This window comes from Stutzerimonas nitrititolerans (assembly GCF_003696285.1).
Classification (GTDB): Bacteria; Pseudomonadota; Gammaproteobacteria; order Pseudomonadales; family Pseudomonadaceae; genus Stutzerimonas; species Stutzerimonas nitrititolerans.
Genome location: NZ_RFFL01000008.1, coordinates 68,100 through 84,920 on the forward strand (window position 1 = coordinate 68,100; position 16,821 = coordinate 84,920).

Sequence of the window (16,821 nt, forward strand, 5' to 3'; positions counted from 1 at the left end):
CCATGACTCGCATCCAGAAAACCGTATTCATCCTCGTCGCGCTGGTTGCGCTGGTCATCGGGTTGACGGTTTACCGGGTGCTCAATAGCGAACGGCAGGTCGACCCGACTCAAATGCTCGACGCCGGCATCGTGATTCTGCCGCAAGGACGCGACGTGCCGAAGCTGACCCTGACCAACCAGGACGGCGAACCGGTGCAGGTGGACCAGCTCGAGGGCAAGTGGACGCTGCTGTTCTTCGGCTACACCTTCTGCCCCGACATCTGCCCGGCGACCCTGGCCGAGCTGCGTCAGTTGCGTAGCCAGTTGCCGGATGAGGTGCGCGAGCAGTTGCGCCCGGTACTGGTCAGCGTCGATCCGGCGCGTGACACGCCCGAGCAGCTCAAACAGTACCTGGAATTCTTCGGCGAAGGCTTCCTTGGCTTGACCGGCACGCTGGACGATATCCAGACGCTCGCCAACGGCGTCGGCATCCCCTTCATCCCCGGCGATACCAGCCGCGAGAACTACACCGTCGACCACAGCGGCAATCTGGTGATCATCGGCCCGGATGGCCGCCAGCACGGCTTCATCCGCGCACCGCTGAAGGTGCAGAAGTTGAGCCAGCAACTGCCGGCGCTGCTCAGCCGCAAGGAGTGATACGCGTTCAGGTCCGGCAGCCGGAGCCTGTGGCGTGCTCGTCCAGCGGTTCCTCGCAGCCCAGCCCACCGTCGGGACGTGGACGCAGCCAGACGGGGCCGAGATAGCGGCAGGCGAGGATGAAAGCGCCCAGCCAGCCGAGGCCGGCGAGCAGGATCATGGCCTGCGCCGGCATGCCCGGCAGTCCCGAACCCGCCCGCAACAATGCCGCCAGCACCAGCGATAGCGTGGCCACCGGTACCCAGCGCCGCGTATCCAGCGCGTAGCCGCTGTGGGTGCGCCCGGCGATGCACAGCACGGCAAGAATCGATACCCCCATCGCCCCCACCGTCAGCAGGTGTCGCCCGGCGCTGGTGGAAATCTCACCGAAAAGCAACGCCACGCCGAGCGCGGCATAACCCAGGGCCATCAGCCAGTAGACGCTGTAGAGCATCAGCGCCCAGCGTTCGAGCAGCGCGCGGCCGACGTGCCAGTCGTTCAGCAGGTTGAACACCGCCGCCGCAGCAGCCAAGGCCAGCCAGCCGTTGAGCGCGCCGGGCAGCGCCAGCCATTCGCCGAGGCTGAACAGCGCGATGCAGAAGATCGCCAGGTTGCGCCTTGGTGGCCGGGCACGGTAGTCCTCGTCCACCTCATGCCCCGCGTTGCGACGCGCCTCGATGGCATCGTTGACGATGCGCATGGAGATGCGGCTCATCGCGACCACGATCAGCACCATCAGCACGCCGATGCCGGCATGCAGCCAGCGCATGGGATAGACCCCGCGCAGCACGTCGAAATAGAAACCGGCGGTGACCAGCGCCAGCGCACTCAGGCCGCCGAAGAAACCCCACTGGCGTCGCAGTGGATCGCCCAGCAGGCGTGGCGTGAGCAGCAGCGGCAGGGCCAGGGCGAAGCCGAGGTTGCACAGTGCCGCGGGCCATGGTCCGAGCGGGCCGGACAACCAGAACGTCAGACGCGCCGCCAGCCAGAGCGACACGAACGTCAACCCGACGCGCCGCCCGAAGGGCGCCGTCGCGGTGAATTCGGGCACAGCCGTCAGCACGAACCCCGCCACCGCGGCGAGGCCGAAGCCAAGCAGCAGCTCGTGGGCGTGCCACACCAGCGGGCCGCCGGGCACTGGCGGAAGCGGCGTGCCCAGGCCGAGAAAGCCCAGCCACAGAGTGATGCCGAGCATCGCCAGCAGCACGGTGACCAGGAACAGCGGGCGGAAACTGCACAGCAGCACAGGCCAGTCGGTCAGCTGTCGAGAGGAGAGCTTCAGCATCTTGAGCGCGCCCTGGCTGGTGAGGATGTGATCGATAGCTCGCGCAGGGCACTGTCGTGATGTGCCGCAACGGCGCCGGCCGAACGCGTGGTCAGCCCGAAGCTGTTGCGCACTGCTGGTAGCTGCAGCAGTTCGGCGGTCTGTCGATAGATCCAGGCATCGTCGCGTTGCGCCGCCGGCAGGTCGAGCGCCAGGCGGCTGACGATGCGCCCTGGCTCCGCGGCCATCACCAGGATGCGATCGGCCAGGCGCACGGCTTCCATCAGGTCGTGGGTGATCATCAGCACACCCATGTCGCTGGCGGATTGCTCGGCCAGCAGCAGGGCATAGAGTTCTTCCTTGAGGCCGATGTCCAGCGCGGCGAAGGGTTCGTCGAGCAGCAGCAGGTCCGGCTGCAGCACCAGCGCCCGGGCCAGCGAAACGCGGCTCTGCATGCCGCCCGACAGCTGGTGCGGAAACTTGCCCAGGTCGCCATGCGCCAGGCCCAGCCTGAGCGCCAAGGCTTCGGCCCGCAGCAGCCGCTCGCGTTTGCCGATATCGCGGGCCTTCAGGCCCAGGGCAATGTTGTCGAGGGTGGTTTTCCAGGGCAGCAGGTTGGGTTGCTGGAACATGCTGGCGGGATTGGCGAAGCCGTTCTCGATCTGCCCGTCCTGCACATCCAGCAGGCCGGCGCACAGGTGCAGCAGAGTGGTCTTGCCGCAGCCGGAAGGTCCGACCAGGGCGACCACTTCACCGGCGTTCAGGCCGAATTCGATGTCGCTGAATATCTCGTCGCGGCCGAAGGCATGGGCCAGGGCGTGCACCTGTAATCGCTTCATGACGGCACCTCGCGCCAGCGCTCGACTTCGCGCTTGATGGGCTCCAGCAGCAGGTATTCCACCGCCAGCAGCAAGGCCACCACCGCCACGATCCAGGCCATGGTGGCGCTGGTGTCCAGGTGCGAGCGCGACACGGCCAGCGCGGCGCCGACGCCATCCTGGGTGGCCAGCAGTTCGGCCATCACCACGATCTTCCAGGACATGCCCAGCGCGGTGATCCAGGCAGGAAACAGGTAAGACACCACGTGCGGCAGGTAGATATCCAGGAACAGCATGCGCCGCGGCAGACGGAACGCCAGCGCCACCTGCTTGAGCTGGTTATCGAGCGTCCGGGTGCCCTGCAAGGCGCCGACGAACACCAGCGGGAAGCTGGCGATGAACACCGTGAACACCGGCGTGCCGTCGCTGGCGCCGAACCAGAGCATCGCCAGCACCAGCCAGGCGATGGGCGGCATGCCCATCAGCACGGTAACCAGCGGCCGCGACATCATCGAGGCGGTCATCGAGACCCCGGCGGCCAGCCCCAGCACGCTGCCCACCAGCACCGACAGGGTGAAGCCGAGCAGCGCACGGCGCGCGGTGATCAGCAGGTCCGTCCCGGCGGCGCCTTCCTCGAAGAGCTGCTGCAGGCGGGCAAACGTCTCCAGCGGCGTCGGCAATACCAGCGGGCCGTAGTAGACGGCTACCGCTTCCCAGGCGCCGAGCAGCAGAAACAGGCTGGCCAGCGCGCCCCAGCCGCTCCACAAGTAGCCCGGCAGACTGCCCAGCCAGCTGCGTAGCAGGCTCATGGCCGGGCCGGCGCAGGCGCGTAGAAATCCGCCGCTGGAAGCTTGCCGCCGATCAGTGCCGGGTTCTTCTGCAGCAGCTGTTCGAAGAAGAACTCGACTTCTTCCCGGGCCTGGGCGGCGGGCACCGCCTCCATCTGTGCCACCGCCAGCGAGTCGCTGATGGCTTCGGCGTCGAGCATCTTCAGGTGTCCGACCACCTGCTGGCCGCAGGCCTGGGCATGCTCAGCGCACCATTGCAGTGATTCGGCGTAGGCGGCGGCGATGCGTTCGGCGACGGCCGGGTTGTCCTTGATGCTGGCCATCAGGGCGATGCCGGCCTGGGGAATGCGCGCTTCGCGCTGCAGCAACCGTCCCCATTCCTGTTGCAGGTCGAGGCTGCGGTGCAGCTCCGGCGCCACCAGGCTCAGCGCACCGGAATTGGCCTTGCGCAGCGCCATGGAGATGGCCGGCTCGGCCAGCAGCGCGTGATCGGTACGGCGTGTCAGCAGCAGCTGCATGGCATCGATGGGGGTGGCGACGTAGCGCAGGCGCAGGTCCTCGCGCAGGTTCAGGCCTTCACGCTCGGCCAGCAGGCCGAACAGGATGTCCGGCATGTCGCCGCGAAACGGCATGGTGACTTCCTTGCCGCGCAGATCGGCCATGCGGGTCAGCCCCGGGTCGCGCGATACCAGCCAGAGCAGGCCCCAGGTGGAGACGTTGAGCAACCGCAGCTTGGCGCCGCGGTTGTAGAGATTGGCCGCGACGTTGACCGGCATGGCCAGCACATCGGCCTGGCCGTTCAGCGCCATCAGCCGCAGCTGGTCCGGATCGCGCCAGCTGACGAACTCGACCTTGTCGGCGAGATCGTCCAGCGCGCCGGATTCGACCATGTGGATCAGCGGGTTGGAAACCGAGGACGAGGGGCCGGCCAGCACCAGGCGCGGCAGCTTTTCCGCCATGACCGGCGCACAGACGAACAGCAGGACGGTCAACAACAGACGGATGGCAGTGTTCATGTTCAGAAGCTCCCACTCAACGCCAGGGTGATGCCACGGCCCGGTGCCTCCAGCTCATAGCCGCTGACGCCGTCGGCCAGGTGTTCGTGGTAGGCCTTGTCGAACAGGTTGGTCAGCTTGGCGTCGAGGTTGGCCGTCTGCAGCACGCCGACCTTGCCGAAGCCCCAGCCGAGGCTGGCGTCGGCGGTGACGAAGCCGGACGTGTCGTCCTCGGTGCCGTTGGAGAAGCGGGTGGCGACACGGTCCTGCTCGGCCACGGCGCGCAGCTGGGCGTGCCAGTAGAAGCCACGCTCGGCGGGCTGGCCGATGCCGAGGGTCAGCTCGTGGGCTGGCATCTGGTACAGCGCTTCGTCGTCCTGTTTGTTCTCGCCGCGCAGCCAGGTGAAGCTGCCGTCCACCACGAAGGCGCCGACGGCCTTGCTGGCGCCACCTTCAAGGCCGTAGATCACCACTTCGTCGAGGTTTTCGGTGCGTTTGATCGGCAGTCCGTTGGGTGCGTTCATCCCGGTCACGCGGCCGGCGATGTAGTCGTCGATGCGGGTATGGAAGGCCGCCAGGCGATAGTCGAAGTCGCTGCCGTGGCCCTTGAGGCCGATCTCGAAACTGGTGGAGCGCTCGGGGTCCAGCTGGGGATTGCCGACGTGGTAGTAGCCGTCGCCACGGGCGGCATCCTCGAAGCGCTCGCGCAGGTCGGGCGCGCGGTAGGCCTGGCCGATGTTGGCGTAGAGGTTGAGGGTCTCGGTCAGCGGGTGGGTAGCGCCCAGCGACCAAGAGAGGTTGTTGTCGCTGCTGCTCAGGCCGCTGGTCTGTGCCGCGCCCTTCTGCTTGGCGTCGCCAGTAACGCGGTCCAGGCGGGCGCCGGCGACGATGGCGGTGCGGCCGAGCTGGAACTCGTCCTGAAGGAACAGCCCGTAGGAGCTGACTTCGCCATCCTTGAAGGGGTCGTTGCGCTGGTCATTGTTGAACAGCGGCGGATTGTTATGGATGTGTCGCTCCGGATCGCCGGTCATCTTCCAGCCTTCGCCGCCGACCGTCAGCAGATGCGAGCCGACCGGTACCAGATATGACGTGCGCAGGCCGTGGGTGATGAAGCTGACGTCGTTGCGCACCTGGTTGCGGTCGAGGTTCGATGAATAGGCGCGAATCTCGCGGTAGACCTCCTGGCGGTAGATTTCGGTGTTCAGCGTCCCTTCGCCGAGGCGGTTCTCCAGCCCCAGCTGGTAGAGTTCGCGGCGCTGTTCCGGCGAATGCATGGTCACGGTGCCGAGCAGGGCCGGGGTGCCGATGCGGGCGGAGCCGGGATACCAGACGTCGCGGTCGGTATGCCGCTGCACGTTGAGGTTGACGCTGACATCCTCGCTCAGGCGCTGCTTGTACTTGAGCAGCAGGCTGTCGGAGCTGTAGCCGGTGCGTTCCTCTGTGCCGCTGGGGCTGTCGTAGTCGTTGAGCTTGCGTCCGGCGACGCCAAGCACCAGTGCATGCTCGCTGCTGGAGTCGCGCAACAAGGCCGCGCCGTTGAAGCCTTCATCGACGCTGCTGGCGGACAGGCCGAAGCGCCCGCTGGTCTGATCCTGTTCGGTGAAGCGCGCCTCGGGCGTGATCAGGTTGACCACCCCGCCCATCGCGCCGCTGCCATAGAGCACCGAACTCGGTCCCTTCACCACTTCGGCGCGCTCCAGCAGGCCGAGGTCGAGGAAGGAGGCCAGCGAGCCCTGTGGCTGCGCCGAGTTGACGCGCACGCCATCGACCATCAGCACGGTGCTTTCCTTCTTCATGCCGCGCAGCACCGGGTTCTGGCCCCAGGCGCCGTCGCTGTGCACGGCCAGGCCCGGCTTGCCGCGGAACAGGCTGCCGGCCGGGCCGCCGGTTTCGGTCGGCCGCGCCTGCAGCACTTCGATGGCCTGCGGAATATCCTGGGTGGCAGCCTGGTAGCCCTTGGCCGTGACGACGGTTTCCTGCAGTTCCAGCGGGGCAGTTTCCTGCGGTGCGGCGAGGACGGATGAACTGACGGCGAGGCAAGCCAGGGCCAGAGGGTGAAGGCGGAAAATCATCGAAAGGCTCCCAGTGGAATCGTCGGCCGCAGGGCCGGTGGAAGCCATTTTCGATCAATTGAAAATCATTATCATTTGATCGTGATCAAGATTTTCCGGAATCACCGGTACCCAGGTCGGTTCAGGTTGTCGTTCGAGGCGCTGCTCCATTCCGTTCGATCAAGGGCTTTCACCGCTCTGCCAATCGCAGAAACAGGCCACCGCCAGCGAATGGGTGGCGCGCACCTTGCGGCCGGCCAGCACGGCTTCGAGGATGGGGTCGACGAAACTGTTGTCCGAGCTGCACACGGCGCCCTCGCTGTAGGGGCCGATGTAGACCAGTTCGCCGCTCTGGTCCCAGATGCCTACCGCCGGGCTGGCTGGCAGCTGTTCGGCGCCGACCAGGCCCGGCAACGGCTGCAGGGCCTGGAGCGAAGGCGGCAGTCGGCCGGTGCTGCCCGGCCGGCGTACTTCATGGAAGCTCACCGGCTGCCCGGCGAAGCGCTCGAGCAACTCCTCCAGGTGCTGCTGGTTGCCCACGTTGCAGGGGCAACCCGGATCCCAGAAGTGCACGAAACGCACGAGGCCCGGTCCTTGCAGCTCGAGCGGCAGCTGCAGCGCATCGCCGGAAAACAGCTCCGCCCGCTCGCCCTCGAAGGTGCGTAGGTAGCGCGCCTCGAACCACTGGAAGGCGGCGAGCATGGCACCGGCCCAGAGCAGGACGATCAGCGTGGCGAGCAGGTATTTGCGGCGGGTGCTCATGGCGGAACTCGGGTTGCGGGTGGGCAAGCTTGCCATGGCGCGGCGCAGAGCTGAATATCCCGGAGCAAAGCAATCCGAAAAGTATGCCCATGTCCTCGCGTATCCAGCCCGAGCGTCTGCGCAACGGTCTGACCTCGTTGTCGCAGGCTGTCGATGCATCCGCCGAAACCCTCGAATACCAGGCCTACTACGGCCTCGACCTGCCGCATCGGCCTGACGTCCAGCACCGCCTGGGGCGGTTTCGCGTGCATGACTACGACATCGTCGCGCAGGCCTGGTGGCCAGAGCAGCCGCATGCCACGCTGCTGATCCTGCATGGCTATTACGATCACATGGGTTTGTACCGGCACGTGGTGGATTGGGGCCTGGCGATGGGTTTCGCGGTGCTGGGCTGTGATCTGCCGGGGCACGGGTTGTCCAGCGGGCCGCGCGCCAGCATCGATGAGTTCGAAGAGTATCAGGCGGTGCTCGAGGGCCTGTTCGAACAGGCGCGCCAGCTGCAGCTGCCCCGGCCCTGGCACCTGCTGGGGCAGAGTACCGGTGGCGCGATCGCCATCGATCATCTGCTGCATCATCCGGATAACCCGGAGTTGGGGCGCAGCATCCTGCTGGCACCGCTGATCCGCCCACGGGCCTGGCTGCGGTCGCGGGTCAGCTACGAGCTGGTACGGCGCTTCGTGCAGCAGATTCCCCGTACGTTCAGCGAGAACTCCGGCGACCCGGCCTTTCTCGACTTCGTGCAGCGTCGTGATCCGTTGCAGCCGAATATCCTGCCCACCCGCTGGGTCGGTGCGCTGTCACGCTGGATTCCGCGTATCGAACAGGCGCCGGACAGTCTGCATTCGCCCTTGATCATCCAGGGGGAGGCGGACCTGACCGTGGATTGGCGGCACAACCTGCCGATACTGGAAAGCAAGTTCGCCGCACCGGAAATACTCCGGCTGCCGGACGCCCGTCATCACCTGGTCAACGAGCGCGAGGCGTTGCGCCAGTATTACTTCGACTTTCTGCGTGAGCGATTGCAGTAACGACCCTACTGCCCCGCCGTCAGCGCGGCGCTGCTCTGGCCGACGGCGAGGCCGGCCCGCAATGCCTGCAACGCCGCCTGGTAGTAAGCCTTGCCTTCGCTGGAACTGGCGAACTCCAGGTATTGCTCCAGCTCGGCATCCGACAGGTCGCGGTAGACATGCAGCAGGGTGTTGTCCAGATCCCTTTCCATCTGCTGGATCAGACGCTCGCGCTGGCTTTCCAGCAGGCTTTGCGTCTGCCCGCCGCCGAGGATGCCCGGCAGCATCTGGTCGAGACTGTCGGCGGCGACTCCGGCCAGTGCCAGGCTGACTTCGGCACCGGCCTCGCTGGCGGGCAATGCCTGGGCGAGGTGACGGATCAGCAATTGCCGGTTACTTCCGGCCTCGACCCTCGGCAGGCCGTTTTCGTACTTCGCCAGTTGCTCGCTGCGGCCGGCCAGCACCTCCGAGGCAACGATCTTGCGGCCCAGCGGCGACTGGAAGAACGCCAATGCCGGCTGGGGTTCCTGCAGGTTTTCCCGCAGGGCCTGCAACGCGCGCCGGTCGATGGCATCGGCGGCGAAGCGGCGATTGCTGTTGTTCACCAGGGCCTGGAACACCGCGGGTGGCAAGGTGCTCTTGTAGCGTTGCTGGGCGGCGGTCAGGGCGTCGGCGAAGTTGGCCCGCTGGTCCTTCCAGCCGGCGGTCTCGTAGAGGTCGATGTAGCTGTCGGCCAGGCTGGCGAAGCTGAAGGTCAGTAACACACAAGCTAAGAGGGCGCGCATGGAAGCTCCTGTCTGGCGGGCGGTTTATTTTCGATGCGCCGACGGTCGTCTGTCGAGCCGTGAAGTGCTGCTGTTAGACTCCGCTACCAACTCTTCGGGAGTCACTTATTTGCCGTTCAATACCATCATCGACGACCTGGCCGAGCGCGGCTGGTCGCTGCAGGCTTCATTCCTTCCTTCTGATCTGACCCATGAACTGGCGGCGGAGTGCCGCAGACGCGAGACCGAGGGCGCACTGGCGCCGGCAGGCATCGGTCGAGGTGAGGCCATGGAGGTTCGCGAGGGCATTCGCGGCGATCACATCCAGTGGCTGGAAGAGAGACAATCGGCGGTATGCGACCGCTATCTTGCGCTGATGGACGAACTGCGCCTTAGCCTCAACCAGACCCTGTTCCTGGGCCTGGAAGAGTTCGAGTGCCACTTTGCCTTGTACCCGCCCGGAGCGTTCTACAAGACGCACCTGGATCGTTTCCGTGACGACGACAGCCGTTGCGTCACCGCGGTGGCTTACCTCAACCCGGACTGGCAGGAGGGTGATGGTGGTGCCCTGCGCATGCATTTCGAAGATGGCTCGCAGCTCGACATTCCGCCGCTGGCCGGCAGCCTGGTGGTATTTCTCTCCGACCGTTTTCCCCATGAGGTTCTGGTCACCCAGACCGACCGGCTGTCACTGACGGGCTGGTTCCGCCGCCGGCCGGCGGATGTGCTGGGACTCTGATGCTGACGAGCGGCTGAGCTCCGCTGTACTGTTCTGATGGTTCCTCACGCTCCTGCATGGGAACCCTTGAGGGCACTTGCACCCGGTGACGGCGCTCCCACGCAGAGCATGGGAGCGATCATCTTTCCAGGCCTCCCATCGCTATCCCGACATTCCTCCAGACGAAAAAAAGCCCGGCATAAGCCGGGCGAAAAAAGGAAAGTGAAGCCTCGACCGGGCTTACATGCCCAGCCAGTTCGGCAGTGCCAGCGAGATCGCCGGGATGTAGGTGATCACCATCAGGAAGCTGAGCAGGATCATCAGCCACGGCATGGCGGCACGAATCACCTGGGCGACGCTCATGCCGGTGACGGCTGATGTCACGAACAGGTTCAGCCCCACGGGCGGCGTGATCAGGCCGATCTCCATGTTCACCACCATGATGACACCCAGGTGGATCGGGTCGATCCCCAGCTCGACGGCGATTGGGAAGAGGATCGGCGCCAGGATCAGGATGATTGCCGACGGCTCCATGAAGGCGCCGGCCACCAGCAGCACGATGTTCACCACCAGCAGGAACATCCACGGCTCCAGACCCGCTGCCAGTACCCATGCCGTGATGGCCTGCGGGATCTGCTCTGTGGTCAGCACATGGGCGAAGAGCATGGCGTTGGCGATGATGAACATCAGCATGATGCTCAGCTTGGCCGAATCCAGCACCACCTTCGGGCATTCCCGAATGGTCATGTCCTTGTACACGAACAGCGCGATGAAGGCCGAGTAGACCGCAGCCACTGCGGCGGCTTCGGTGGGGGTGAACATGCCGGAGTAGATGCCGCCGAGGATGATCACCATCAGCAGCAGACCCCACAGGGCCTTGCGGCCAGCCGAAAGCCACTCGCGGAAGGAGGCGCGCGGCAGCGCCGGCAGGTTCTTCTTCACCGCGATGATGTAGATCGCAACCATCAGCGCGACGCCGAGCAGGATGCCCGGGATCACGCCGGCCATGAACAGCTTGCCCACCGACTGCTCGGTGGCGGCGGCGTAGACCACCATCACCACCGACGGCGGGATGAGGATGCCCAGGGTACCGGCGTTACATACGATGCCCGCACCGAATTCGCGTGGATAGCCCGAACGCACCATGCCGGCGATGGCGATGGAGCCTACTGCGGCCACGGTGGCCGGCGAGGAGCCGGACAGGGCGGCGAACAGCATGCACGCCATCACCGCACCGATCGCCAGACCGCCACGGATATGGCCCACGCAGGCGTTGGCGAAGTCGATCAGACGCCGTGCCACGCCACCGGTGGTCATGAAGGCACCGGCCAGCAGGAAGAACGGAATCGCCAGCAGGGTGTAGTGCTCGGAGGTCTCGAACAGCTTGATCGCCAGCGAGCGGACCGAGTCTTCGGAGAACAGCATGATGGTCAGCGAGCCGGCCAGGCCGAGCGAGACGGCGATCGGCACGCCGATGAACATCAGCGCGAACAGCACCGCGAACAGAAACAGAATGGTCATTTACTTGTGCTCCTCGTGCTCGGTCAGCTTGACCGCGTCGGCGGCCTCGTCGGCCAGCCCCAGGCCGGTCTGCTGGTTACGCAGGATGCGCACGAGAATCTCGGCGAAACGAATGAACATCAAGGTGAAACCGAAAGGCACGATCATGCCGATATGCCACTGCTTGATGCCGACATGACCCAGGTCTTCGGCACCGATGTTGGCGTTGAACAAGGTGTGCATCCACTCGAAGCTGGCGACGCTGAGCAGCCCCGCATAGCCCAGGCAGACCACGCAGGCGATCAGGCCGATGATGCGTTGCACATGGCGCGGCGCGAGCTTGACCAGCGCATCGACACCGATATGGCCGGCGGTGCGCACGCCATAGGCCAGGCCGAAGAAGATCAGCCAGCCGAACAGCGCCTTGGTCAGCGCGTTGCTCCAGGTCATCGCCTGCGCCAGCCCGATGATGAAATCACCGATGGCGAAGAAGAAATCCTCGGCTGCCGGATAACGGTCCGCCAGGTTGTAGAACAGGGTGTAGGCATTGTTGAGGATGACGTAGACGAACGTCACCAGTGTCATGGCTCCCAGCAGGAAGGCGATGAAACCTTCCTCGAAGTGGTCCCAGACGCGCCGAAGGGCGTTCATGGATGACATCTCCCGATGGATTGCGGTTTATGTGCGGTAGCCGAGCGCGGAGCGCGCGTCATGCCCAGCCGGGTCCGGCTGGAGACAGAGCAGTAAAAAGCACTCGACGAAAGCCTGTTTCATACCACCGAGACAGCAGGCTCCCGATCACATCGGCGCTGCGGCTCCGGGCCCGTCGGGACTTCGGCTCGGCAGTTGCCTGGCTTTTCACTGATCTGTCGGTATCACCGGTGGTGAAGCAGAGGGGTGGGGATACCCACCCCTCCATGGGCATTACGCGCCCTGGTTGGCAGCTTCGGCGGCCTTGATCAGGTCAGCACCGATCTCGCCTTCGAACTTCTTCCAGACCGGCTTCATGGCTTCACGCCACAGGTTACGCTCTTCCGGAGTCAGGTAGATGATCTCGGTGGTGCCGGCATCCAGGATGCGCTGCTTGTCACCCTTGTTCAGCTCGTCGGCCAGCTTGTTCACCTCGGCGGTGACTTCGACCAGGATGTTTTCCAGTTCGCCACGCACGTCATCCGGCAGACCGTTCCAGAACTTGGTGTTGGTGATCAGCATGTAGTCCAGCAGACCGTGGTTGGACTCGGTGATGTACTTCTGTACTTCGTGCATCTTCTGCGAGTAGATGTTCGAGTACGGGTTCTCTGCACCGTTGACCACGCCAGTCTGCAGGCCCTGATACACCTCGGCGAAGCTCATCTTGCGCGGGTTGGCGCGCACCGCCTTGAACTGCTCGTCGAGCACGGCGGAAGCCTGTACGCGGAACTTCTGACCACGGGCATCCTTGGGCTCACGCAGCGGCTTGTTGGCCGACAGCTGCTTCAGGCCGTTGTGCCAGTAGCCCAGACCGGTGATGTTCTTGTCTTCCATGGAGCGCAGCAGCTTCTGGCCGGCTTCGCCCTTCTGGAAGCGATCGACCGCTTCGATGTCGTCGAACAGGAACGGCAGGTCGAATACCTGAACGCCCTTGGAGTAGTGCTCGAACTTGGCCAGCGAAGGCGCGATCAGCTGAACGTCGCCCAGCAGCAGCGCTTCCATTTCCTTGCCGTCACCGAACAGCGAGGAGTTCGGGTAGACCTGAACCTCGACCTTGCCAGCCAGACGCTCTTCCACCAGCTTCTTGAACAGCAGGGCGCCCTGGCCTTTCGGCGTGTTTTCGGCAACCACGTGGGAGAACTTGATGCTGATCGGATCGGCCGCCTGGACCATGCCCGCGATGCTCAGCGACAGGGCGCACGCGAGCGCCTTGGCAGTCAGTTTGAACATTGTTGTTTTTCCTCTTGTTGTGAATGAGCTGCCCGGATCAGAGGCAGCCCGGCAATAACCGGCTGGACGAACCAGGCATCATCGGTGGAACGCCGATATGCCAACTGCGATCCGCTTTGCCGGCTCATCTTGTTACAAGAGCAAACGCTGTGCCACATGGCCATCGCGCTACCCTTGGCCGCCGAAGTGTACCCGGCTTGCGCCGGAATGCTGCCGCTAATTTTCCGGCGACACCTCTAATTCGCCGTTTTAAACCTAGCAGCATCGGAAGAAAGCCCCAGGCTCCAGTCGTCGCCAACAACGGAGCTGAAAAGAATGTGGCGGAAAGCCGCCAGTCAATCGCCATCCTCGGGCGAACTTCCGCCAGCTTCGGTAAAGCTCAGGCCATGCTTGCGCAATTTGTCGTGCAGGGTCTTGCGGGGCAGGCCCAGCGCTTCGGCGACGCTGCGCAGCGAACCGTGCGGACGCGCCAGTTCCGCGGCGATCAGCGCGCGCTCGAAGGCTTCCACCTGTTCGCCCAGGCTCGCGCCACTCGCCTCGGCAGGTGCGTGGGGTACTTCGTCGACAGGCTCCAGGCCCAGTGGCAGGCCCAGAGCGAAACGTTCGGCGGTGTTCTGCAGTTCGCGGATATTGCCGGGCCAGGTGTGGCGCAAGAGCTGGCCGCGCTGTTCGGGACGCACCTCGCGGACCGGCAAACCATGGCGACTCGCGGCGGTCTCGGTGAAATGCTGGAACAGGAACAGCATGTCTTCGCTGCGCTCGCGCAGCGGCGGAATACGCAGCGGGGCGACGTTCAGCCGGTAGTAGAGGTCGGCGCGGAAACGGCCCTGGTCGGAGGCCAGGCGCAGATCCTCCTTGGTGGCGGCGATCACGCGGATATCCAGGCTGATCGACTGGTTGCCGCCCAGTCGCTCGACTACGCGCTCCTGCAGCATGCGCAGCAGCTTGACCTGCACGTCCAGGCTCATGCTCTCGATCTCGTCGAGGAACAGGGTGCCGCCGTTGGCGAATTCGAACTTGCCGATACGGCGTTTCTGCGCGCCGGTGAACGCGCCGGCTTCGTGGCCGAACAGCTCGCTCTCGACCACGGATTCGGCCAGCGCACCGGCATTGATGGCGACGAAGGGGCCGTCGCGACGGCTGGACAGGTCGTGCAGGGCCCGCGCCACGACTTCCTTGCCCGCACCCGTTTCACCGAGGATCAGCACGTCGGCCTGGGTACCGGCCAATGCGCCGATCTGCTCGCGCAGGCGCTGCATGGCCGGTGACTGGCCGAGCAGGCGCGCCGACAGTTGCTGGCGGTCGGCCAGGGCCAGACGCAGGCTGCGGTTGTCCAGCACCAGCTGGCGCAGGGCCAGGGCCCGGCGCACGCTGTCGAGCAGGGCCTCGCTGGGAAAAGGCTTTTCCAGGAAGTCGTAGGCGCCGGCGCGCATCGCCTGCACCGCCAGCTGGATGTCGCCATGGCCGGTGATCAGCAACACCGGCAGTTCCGCATCGTGGTCCTGTAGCTGTTGCAGCAGCTGCAGGCCATCCAGCCCCGGCATGCGGATATCGCTGACCACCACGCCCGGCCAGTCCGCCGGCAATCGCGCCGCCAGGCCGCGGGCGTCGTCCAGGCCGAGTACGCGCAACCCGGCGAGATCGAGGGTCTGGCTCAGCGCCTTGCGCAGGTAGGGATCGTCGTCGACCAGCAACACCTGGGTCTGGGAATCGATCTGACTCATGCGGTTCAGTCCTCGCTCGGAAAGGTCACGCCCGGATCGGCGCTGCGCAGGTAAAGACATAACTGGGCGCCGCCTTCGGGATGGTTGGCCAGGGTCAGCTCGCCATCCAGGGCGCGGGCAAGGGTATCGCAGATGGCCAGGCCCAGGCCCAGCCCCTGGGTACTGGTCTTGGTAGTGAAGAAGGGCTCGCGGGCGCGCTGCAGCGCCTCAGTGCTGAAACCGGGGCCGTTGTCGCGCAGGGTCAGCAGCACACCGCCTTCGTTGCGCTCGGCTCGCAGCCAGATGCGCCGCTCCGGCGGCCGCTCCTTCAGCGCGTCGAGGGCGTTGGCCAGCAGATTGGAGAGGATCTGCCGCAGGCGCGTCTCGCCCGCCTGGACCCAGAGGGTCGCTTCCGGCAGGTCGCGAATCAGCTCGACGCCCAGCGCCTGGCGACGTTTGGCCAGCAGCGCCAGGGCATCGTCCAGCGCCGGTTGCAACGCCACGCGCTCGGGCGCATGGCGGTCGCGGCGGGCGAAGGCGCGCAGGTGGGCGATGATCGAGGCCATTCGCGCGGTGAGCTCGCTGATCAGCTTGAGGTTGTCGCGCGCCTCCTCGTTGCGTTGCTGATCGAGCAGCACCCCGGCGTTGTCGGCATAGCTGCGGATGGCGCCCAGCGGCTGGTTGAGCTCGTGACTAATGCTGGCGCTCATGGTGCCCAGCGCCGAGAGTTTGCCAGCCTGCAGCAGTTCGTCCTGGGCGCGGACCAGTTCCTGCTGGGCCTGCTCGCGCTCGAGCACCTCGACCTTCAGCCGCCGGTTCAGCGCCTCAAGGTCCCGGGTGCGCTCCTGAACGCGCTGTTCCAGCTGCTGGCGGGCGCGGGTATCCAGCGCCAGACGTTCGATGAAATGCCGCCGGCGCTGCATCAACAGGCCGAGCCAGAGCAGCAGCGCCAGGAGGGTCGCGGCACCGATGGCGACCACGGTGCGCACCGGTCGCTCGACCAGGCTGACGGGCGCCAGGATGCGCACCGTCCAGTCGATCTCCTTGAGTTCGCGACTCTGGATCAGCCAGGAATCGATATCCAGCGTCAGGTGCCGCGGATTGAGTGTGGTGTAGGGTTGATCGAAGCGGATCTGTTCGCGTTCGTCCTCCTCCAGCCCGCGGGTGGCGCGAAAGCGCCACTCCGGCTGCGAGGTCAGGATCACCACGCCGAAGTTGTCGGTCACCAGCAGCCGTTCCGGCGTATTACCCCAGAGCGTCTCGGTGTGGTCCAGGTCGACCTTGACCACCAGCACGCCGATGGCCTTTTCATCGTCGTACACAGCGGCGCCGAAGTAGTAGCCGCGCTTGCCGGAGGTATTGCCGAGGCCGAAGAAGCGTCCGAGCCGGCCTTGTCCTTCCATGGCCTGGCGGAAGTACGGCCGAAAGGCGAAGTTGCGCCCGACGAAGCTGTCCGGGTCGTCCCAGTTGGAGGAGGCCAGCGTGGTGCCTTCCAGGTCCATCAGGTAGATCACATCGGCACCGGTCTGCCGGTGCAGCTTCTTCAGCAGGCGATTGGCGCTGTCGCGCACCGCCGGCTCTTCGGCGCCATGCAGGGCGGCGCGCAACGCGGGCAGGTCACCGAGGATGCGCGGCAATACTTCGTAGCGGCTCAGGATGCCCAGCAGGTTGGCGACATAGAGATCGAGCGTCTGGCGATTCTGTTCGATCAGCTCGTTGCTGTAATAACGCTCGGCCAATTGCTGCAACGGCCAGAGCAGCGGCGCCAGCAGCAGGGCCAGCAAGGCCAGGTTGCGCCAGCGGGGGCGACGCGGAGTTACGGGTGCGGTCATGCGTGTGTGCCTGTGGGTCCGGCACGATTATGCACATTCGCAGCGTCGAGGGCGCCTGTATCTGTCGGCCCTCGTCAGGCAA

15 protein-coding genes are annotated in these 16,821 nt (G+C 65.3%); 3 read left to right on the forward strand and 12 right to left on the reverse strand.

Translation table 11 applies throughout. The features are described 5' to 3' along the window. Positions 1-2 precede the first annotated feature (2 nt). Entirely contained in the window at positions 3-638 is a 636-nt protein-coding gene (locus tag EA795_RS11620; protein WP_122077426.1) for an SCO family protein, read from the forward strand. Between the two features lie 7 nt (positions 639-645). Here EA795_RS11620 and EA795_RS11625 read toward each other — a convergent pair whose 3' ends face one another. The 6 genes from EA795_RS11625 to EA795_RS11650 form a co-directional block, all read right to left on the reverse strand. Beyond that, positions 646-1,902 (reverse strand): NnrS family protein, encoded by a 1,257-nt coding sequence (locus EA795_RS11625; protein WP_122077428.1) that lies wholly within the window; start codon positions 1,900-1,902, stop codon positions 646-648. Beyond that, on the reverse strand, positions 1,896-2,720 hold the full coding sequence (locus tag EA795_RS11630; RefSeq protein ID WP_122077430.1) for an ABC transporter ATP-binding protein: 825 nt from the start codon (positions 2,718-2,720) through the stop codon (positions 1,896-1,898). The genes EA795_RS11625 and EA795_RS11630 overlap by 7 nt, the downstream gene beginning before the upstream one ends. Continuing rightward, positions 2,717-3,508, reverse strand: a complete 792-nt coding sequence (locus EA795_RS11635) for an ABC transporter permease (RefSeq protein ID WP_014850999.1) — start codon at positions 3,506-3,508, stop codon at positions 2,717-2,719. Before EA795_RS11635 ends, EA795_RS11630 begins: the two co-directional genes overlap by 4 nt. Then, positions 3,505-4,503: an ABC transporter substrate-binding protein gene (locus EA795_RS11640; RefSeq protein ID WP_122077431.1), complete on the reverse strand. Its 999-nt coding sequence runs from the start codon at positions 4,501-4,503 to the stop codon at positions 3,505-3,507. Before EA795_RS11640 ends, EA795_RS11635 begins: the two co-directional genes overlap by 4 nt. A gap of 2 nt (positions 4,504-4,505) precedes the next feature. Further along, the gene (locus tag EA795_RS11645; RefSeq protein WP_122077433.1) at positions 4,506-6,554 is read right to left on the reverse strand and encodes a TonB-dependent receptor plug domain-containing protein; all 2,049 of its coding nucleotides are present in this window, start codon (positions 6,552-6,554) and stop codon (positions 4,506-4,508) included. Between the two features lie 159 nt (positions 6,555-6,713). Continuing rightward, complete coding sequence (locus EA795_RS11650; protein WP_122077435.1) at positions 6,714-7,295, reverse strand: DUF6436 domain-containing protein; 582 nt, start codon at positions 7,293-7,295, stop codon at positions 6,714-6,716. 89 nt (positions 7,296-7,384) lie between these two features. On the opposite strand from EA795_RS11650, the gene bipL reads away from it, so the two are divergent. After that, positions 7,385-8,323 carry a phospholipase BipL gene (bipL, locus tag EA795_RS11655; protein ID WP_122077437.1) on the forward strand — a complete coding sequence of 313 codons (939 nt, stop codon included), beginning with the start codon at positions 7,385-7,387 and terminating at the stop codon, positions 8,321-8,323. 5 nt (positions 8,324-8,328) lie between these two features. On the opposite strand, the gene EA795_RS11660 is transcribed toward bipL, so the two are convergent. Further along, the gene (locus tag EA795_RS11660; protein ID WP_122077439.1) at positions 8,329-9,087 is read right to left on the reverse strand and encodes a DUF2059 domain-containing protein; all 759 of its coding nucleotides are present in this window, start codon (positions 9,085-9,087) and stop codon (positions 8,329-8,331) included. Positions 9,088-9,196: 109 nt separating this feature from the next. Between EA795_RS11660 and EA795_RS11665 the strand changes: the two genes are divergently transcribed. Further along, entirely contained in the window at positions 9,197-9,805 is a 609-nt protein-coding gene (locus tag EA795_RS11665) for a 2OG-Fe(II) oxygenase (protein ID WP_122077441.1), read from the forward strand. 219 nt (positions 9,806-10,024) lie between these two features. Here EA795_RS11665 and dctM read toward each other — a convergent pair whose 3' ends face one another. From dctM to EA795_RS11690, 5 genes are all read right to left on the reverse strand, one after another. Then, a complete protein-coding gene (dctM, locus tag EA795_RS11670; protein WP_058076316.1) occupies positions 10,025-11,305 on the reverse strand; it encodes a C4-dicarboxylate TRAP transporter large permease protein DctM in 1,281 nt (426 codons plus the stop codon). After that, positions 11,306-11,935 carry a TRAP transporter small permease gene (locus EA795_RS11675; protein WP_122077443.1) on the reverse strand — a complete coding sequence of 210 codons (630 nt, stop codon included), beginning with the start codon at positions 11,933-11,935 and terminating at the stop codon, positions 11,306-11,308. It abuts the gene before it with no gap. Positions 11,936-12,208: 273 nt separating this feature from the next. After that, the gene (gene dctP / locus EA795_RS11680) at positions 12,209-13,204 is read right to left on the reverse strand and encodes a C4-dicarboxylate TRAP substrate-binding protein DctP (protein WP_122077445.1); all 996 of its coding nucleotides are present in this window, start codon (positions 13,202-13,204) and stop codon (positions 12,209-12,211) included. A gap of 335 nt (positions 13,205-13,539) precedes the next feature. Beyond that, positions 13,540-14,937, reverse strand: coding sequence for a sigma-54-dependent transcriptional regulator (locus EA795_RS11685; RefSeq protein WP_376748955.1), 1,398 nt, complete (start codon positions 14,935-14,937; stop codon positions 13,540-13,542). Further along, entirely contained in the window at positions 14,934-16,739 is a 1,806-nt protein-coding gene (locus EA795_RS11690) for a sensor histidine kinase (RefSeq protein WP_122077447.1), read from the reverse strand. Before EA795_RS11690 ends, EA795_RS11685 begins: the two co-directional genes overlap by 4 nt. Between the last annotated feature and the right edge of the window lie 82 nt (positions 16,740-16,821).

Bases quoted from the DNA above. Each gene is read 5' to 3' on its own strand.
- EA795_RS11630 (WP_122077430.1), bottom strand. From the start codon at position 2,720: ATGAAGCGATTACAGGTGCACGCCCTGGCCCATGCCTTCGGCCGCGAC.
- EA795_RS11620 (WP_122077426.1), top strand. From the start codon at position 3: ATGACTCGCATCCAGAAAACCGTATTCATCCTCGTCGCGCTGGTTGCG.
- EA795_RS11645 (WP_122077433.1), bottom strand. From the start codon at position 6,554: ATGATTTTCCGCCTTCACCCTCTGGCCCTGGCTTGCCTCGCCGTCAGT.
- dctM (WP_058076316.1), bottom strand. From the start codon at position 11,305: ATGACCATTCTGTTTCTGTTCGCGGTGCTGTTCGCGCTGATGTTCATC.
- dctP (WP_122077445.1), bottom strand. From the start codon at position 13,204: ATGTTCAAACTGACTGCCAAGGCGCTCGCGTGCGCCCTGTCGCTGAGC.
- EA795_RS11625 (WP_122077428.1), bottom strand. From the start codon at position 1,902: ATGCTGAAGCTCTCCTCTCGACAGCTGACCGACTGGCCTGTGCTGCTG.
- bipL (WP_122077437.1), top strand. From the start codon at position 7,385: ATGTCCTCGCGTATCCAGCCCGAGCGTCTGCGCAACGGTCTGACCTCG.
- EA795_RS11650 (WP_122077435.1), bottom strand. From the start codon at position 7,295: ATGAGCACCCGCCGCAAATACCTGCTCGCCACGCTGATCGTCCTGCTC.
- EA795_RS11635 (WP_014850999.1), bottom strand. From the start codon at position 3,508: ATGAGCCTGCTACGCAGCTGGCTGGGCAGTCTGCCGGGCTACTTGTGG.
- EA795_RS11660 (WP_122077439.1), bottom strand. From the start codon at position 9,087: ATGCGCGCCCTCTTAGCTTGTGTGTTACTGACCTTCAGCTTCGCCAGC.
- EA795_RS11675 (WP_122077443.1), bottom strand. From the start codon at position 11,935: ATGAACGCCCTTCGGCGCGTCTGGGACCACTTCGAGGAAGGTTTCATC.
- EA795_RS11640 (WP_122077431.1), bottom strand. From the start codon at position 4,503: ATGAACACTGCCATCCGTCTGTTGTTGACCGTCCTGCTGTTCGTCTGT.
- EA795_RS11690 (WP_122077447.1), bottom strand. From the start codon at position 16,739: ATGACCGCACCCGTAACTCCGCGTCGCCCCCGCTGGCGCAACCTGGCC.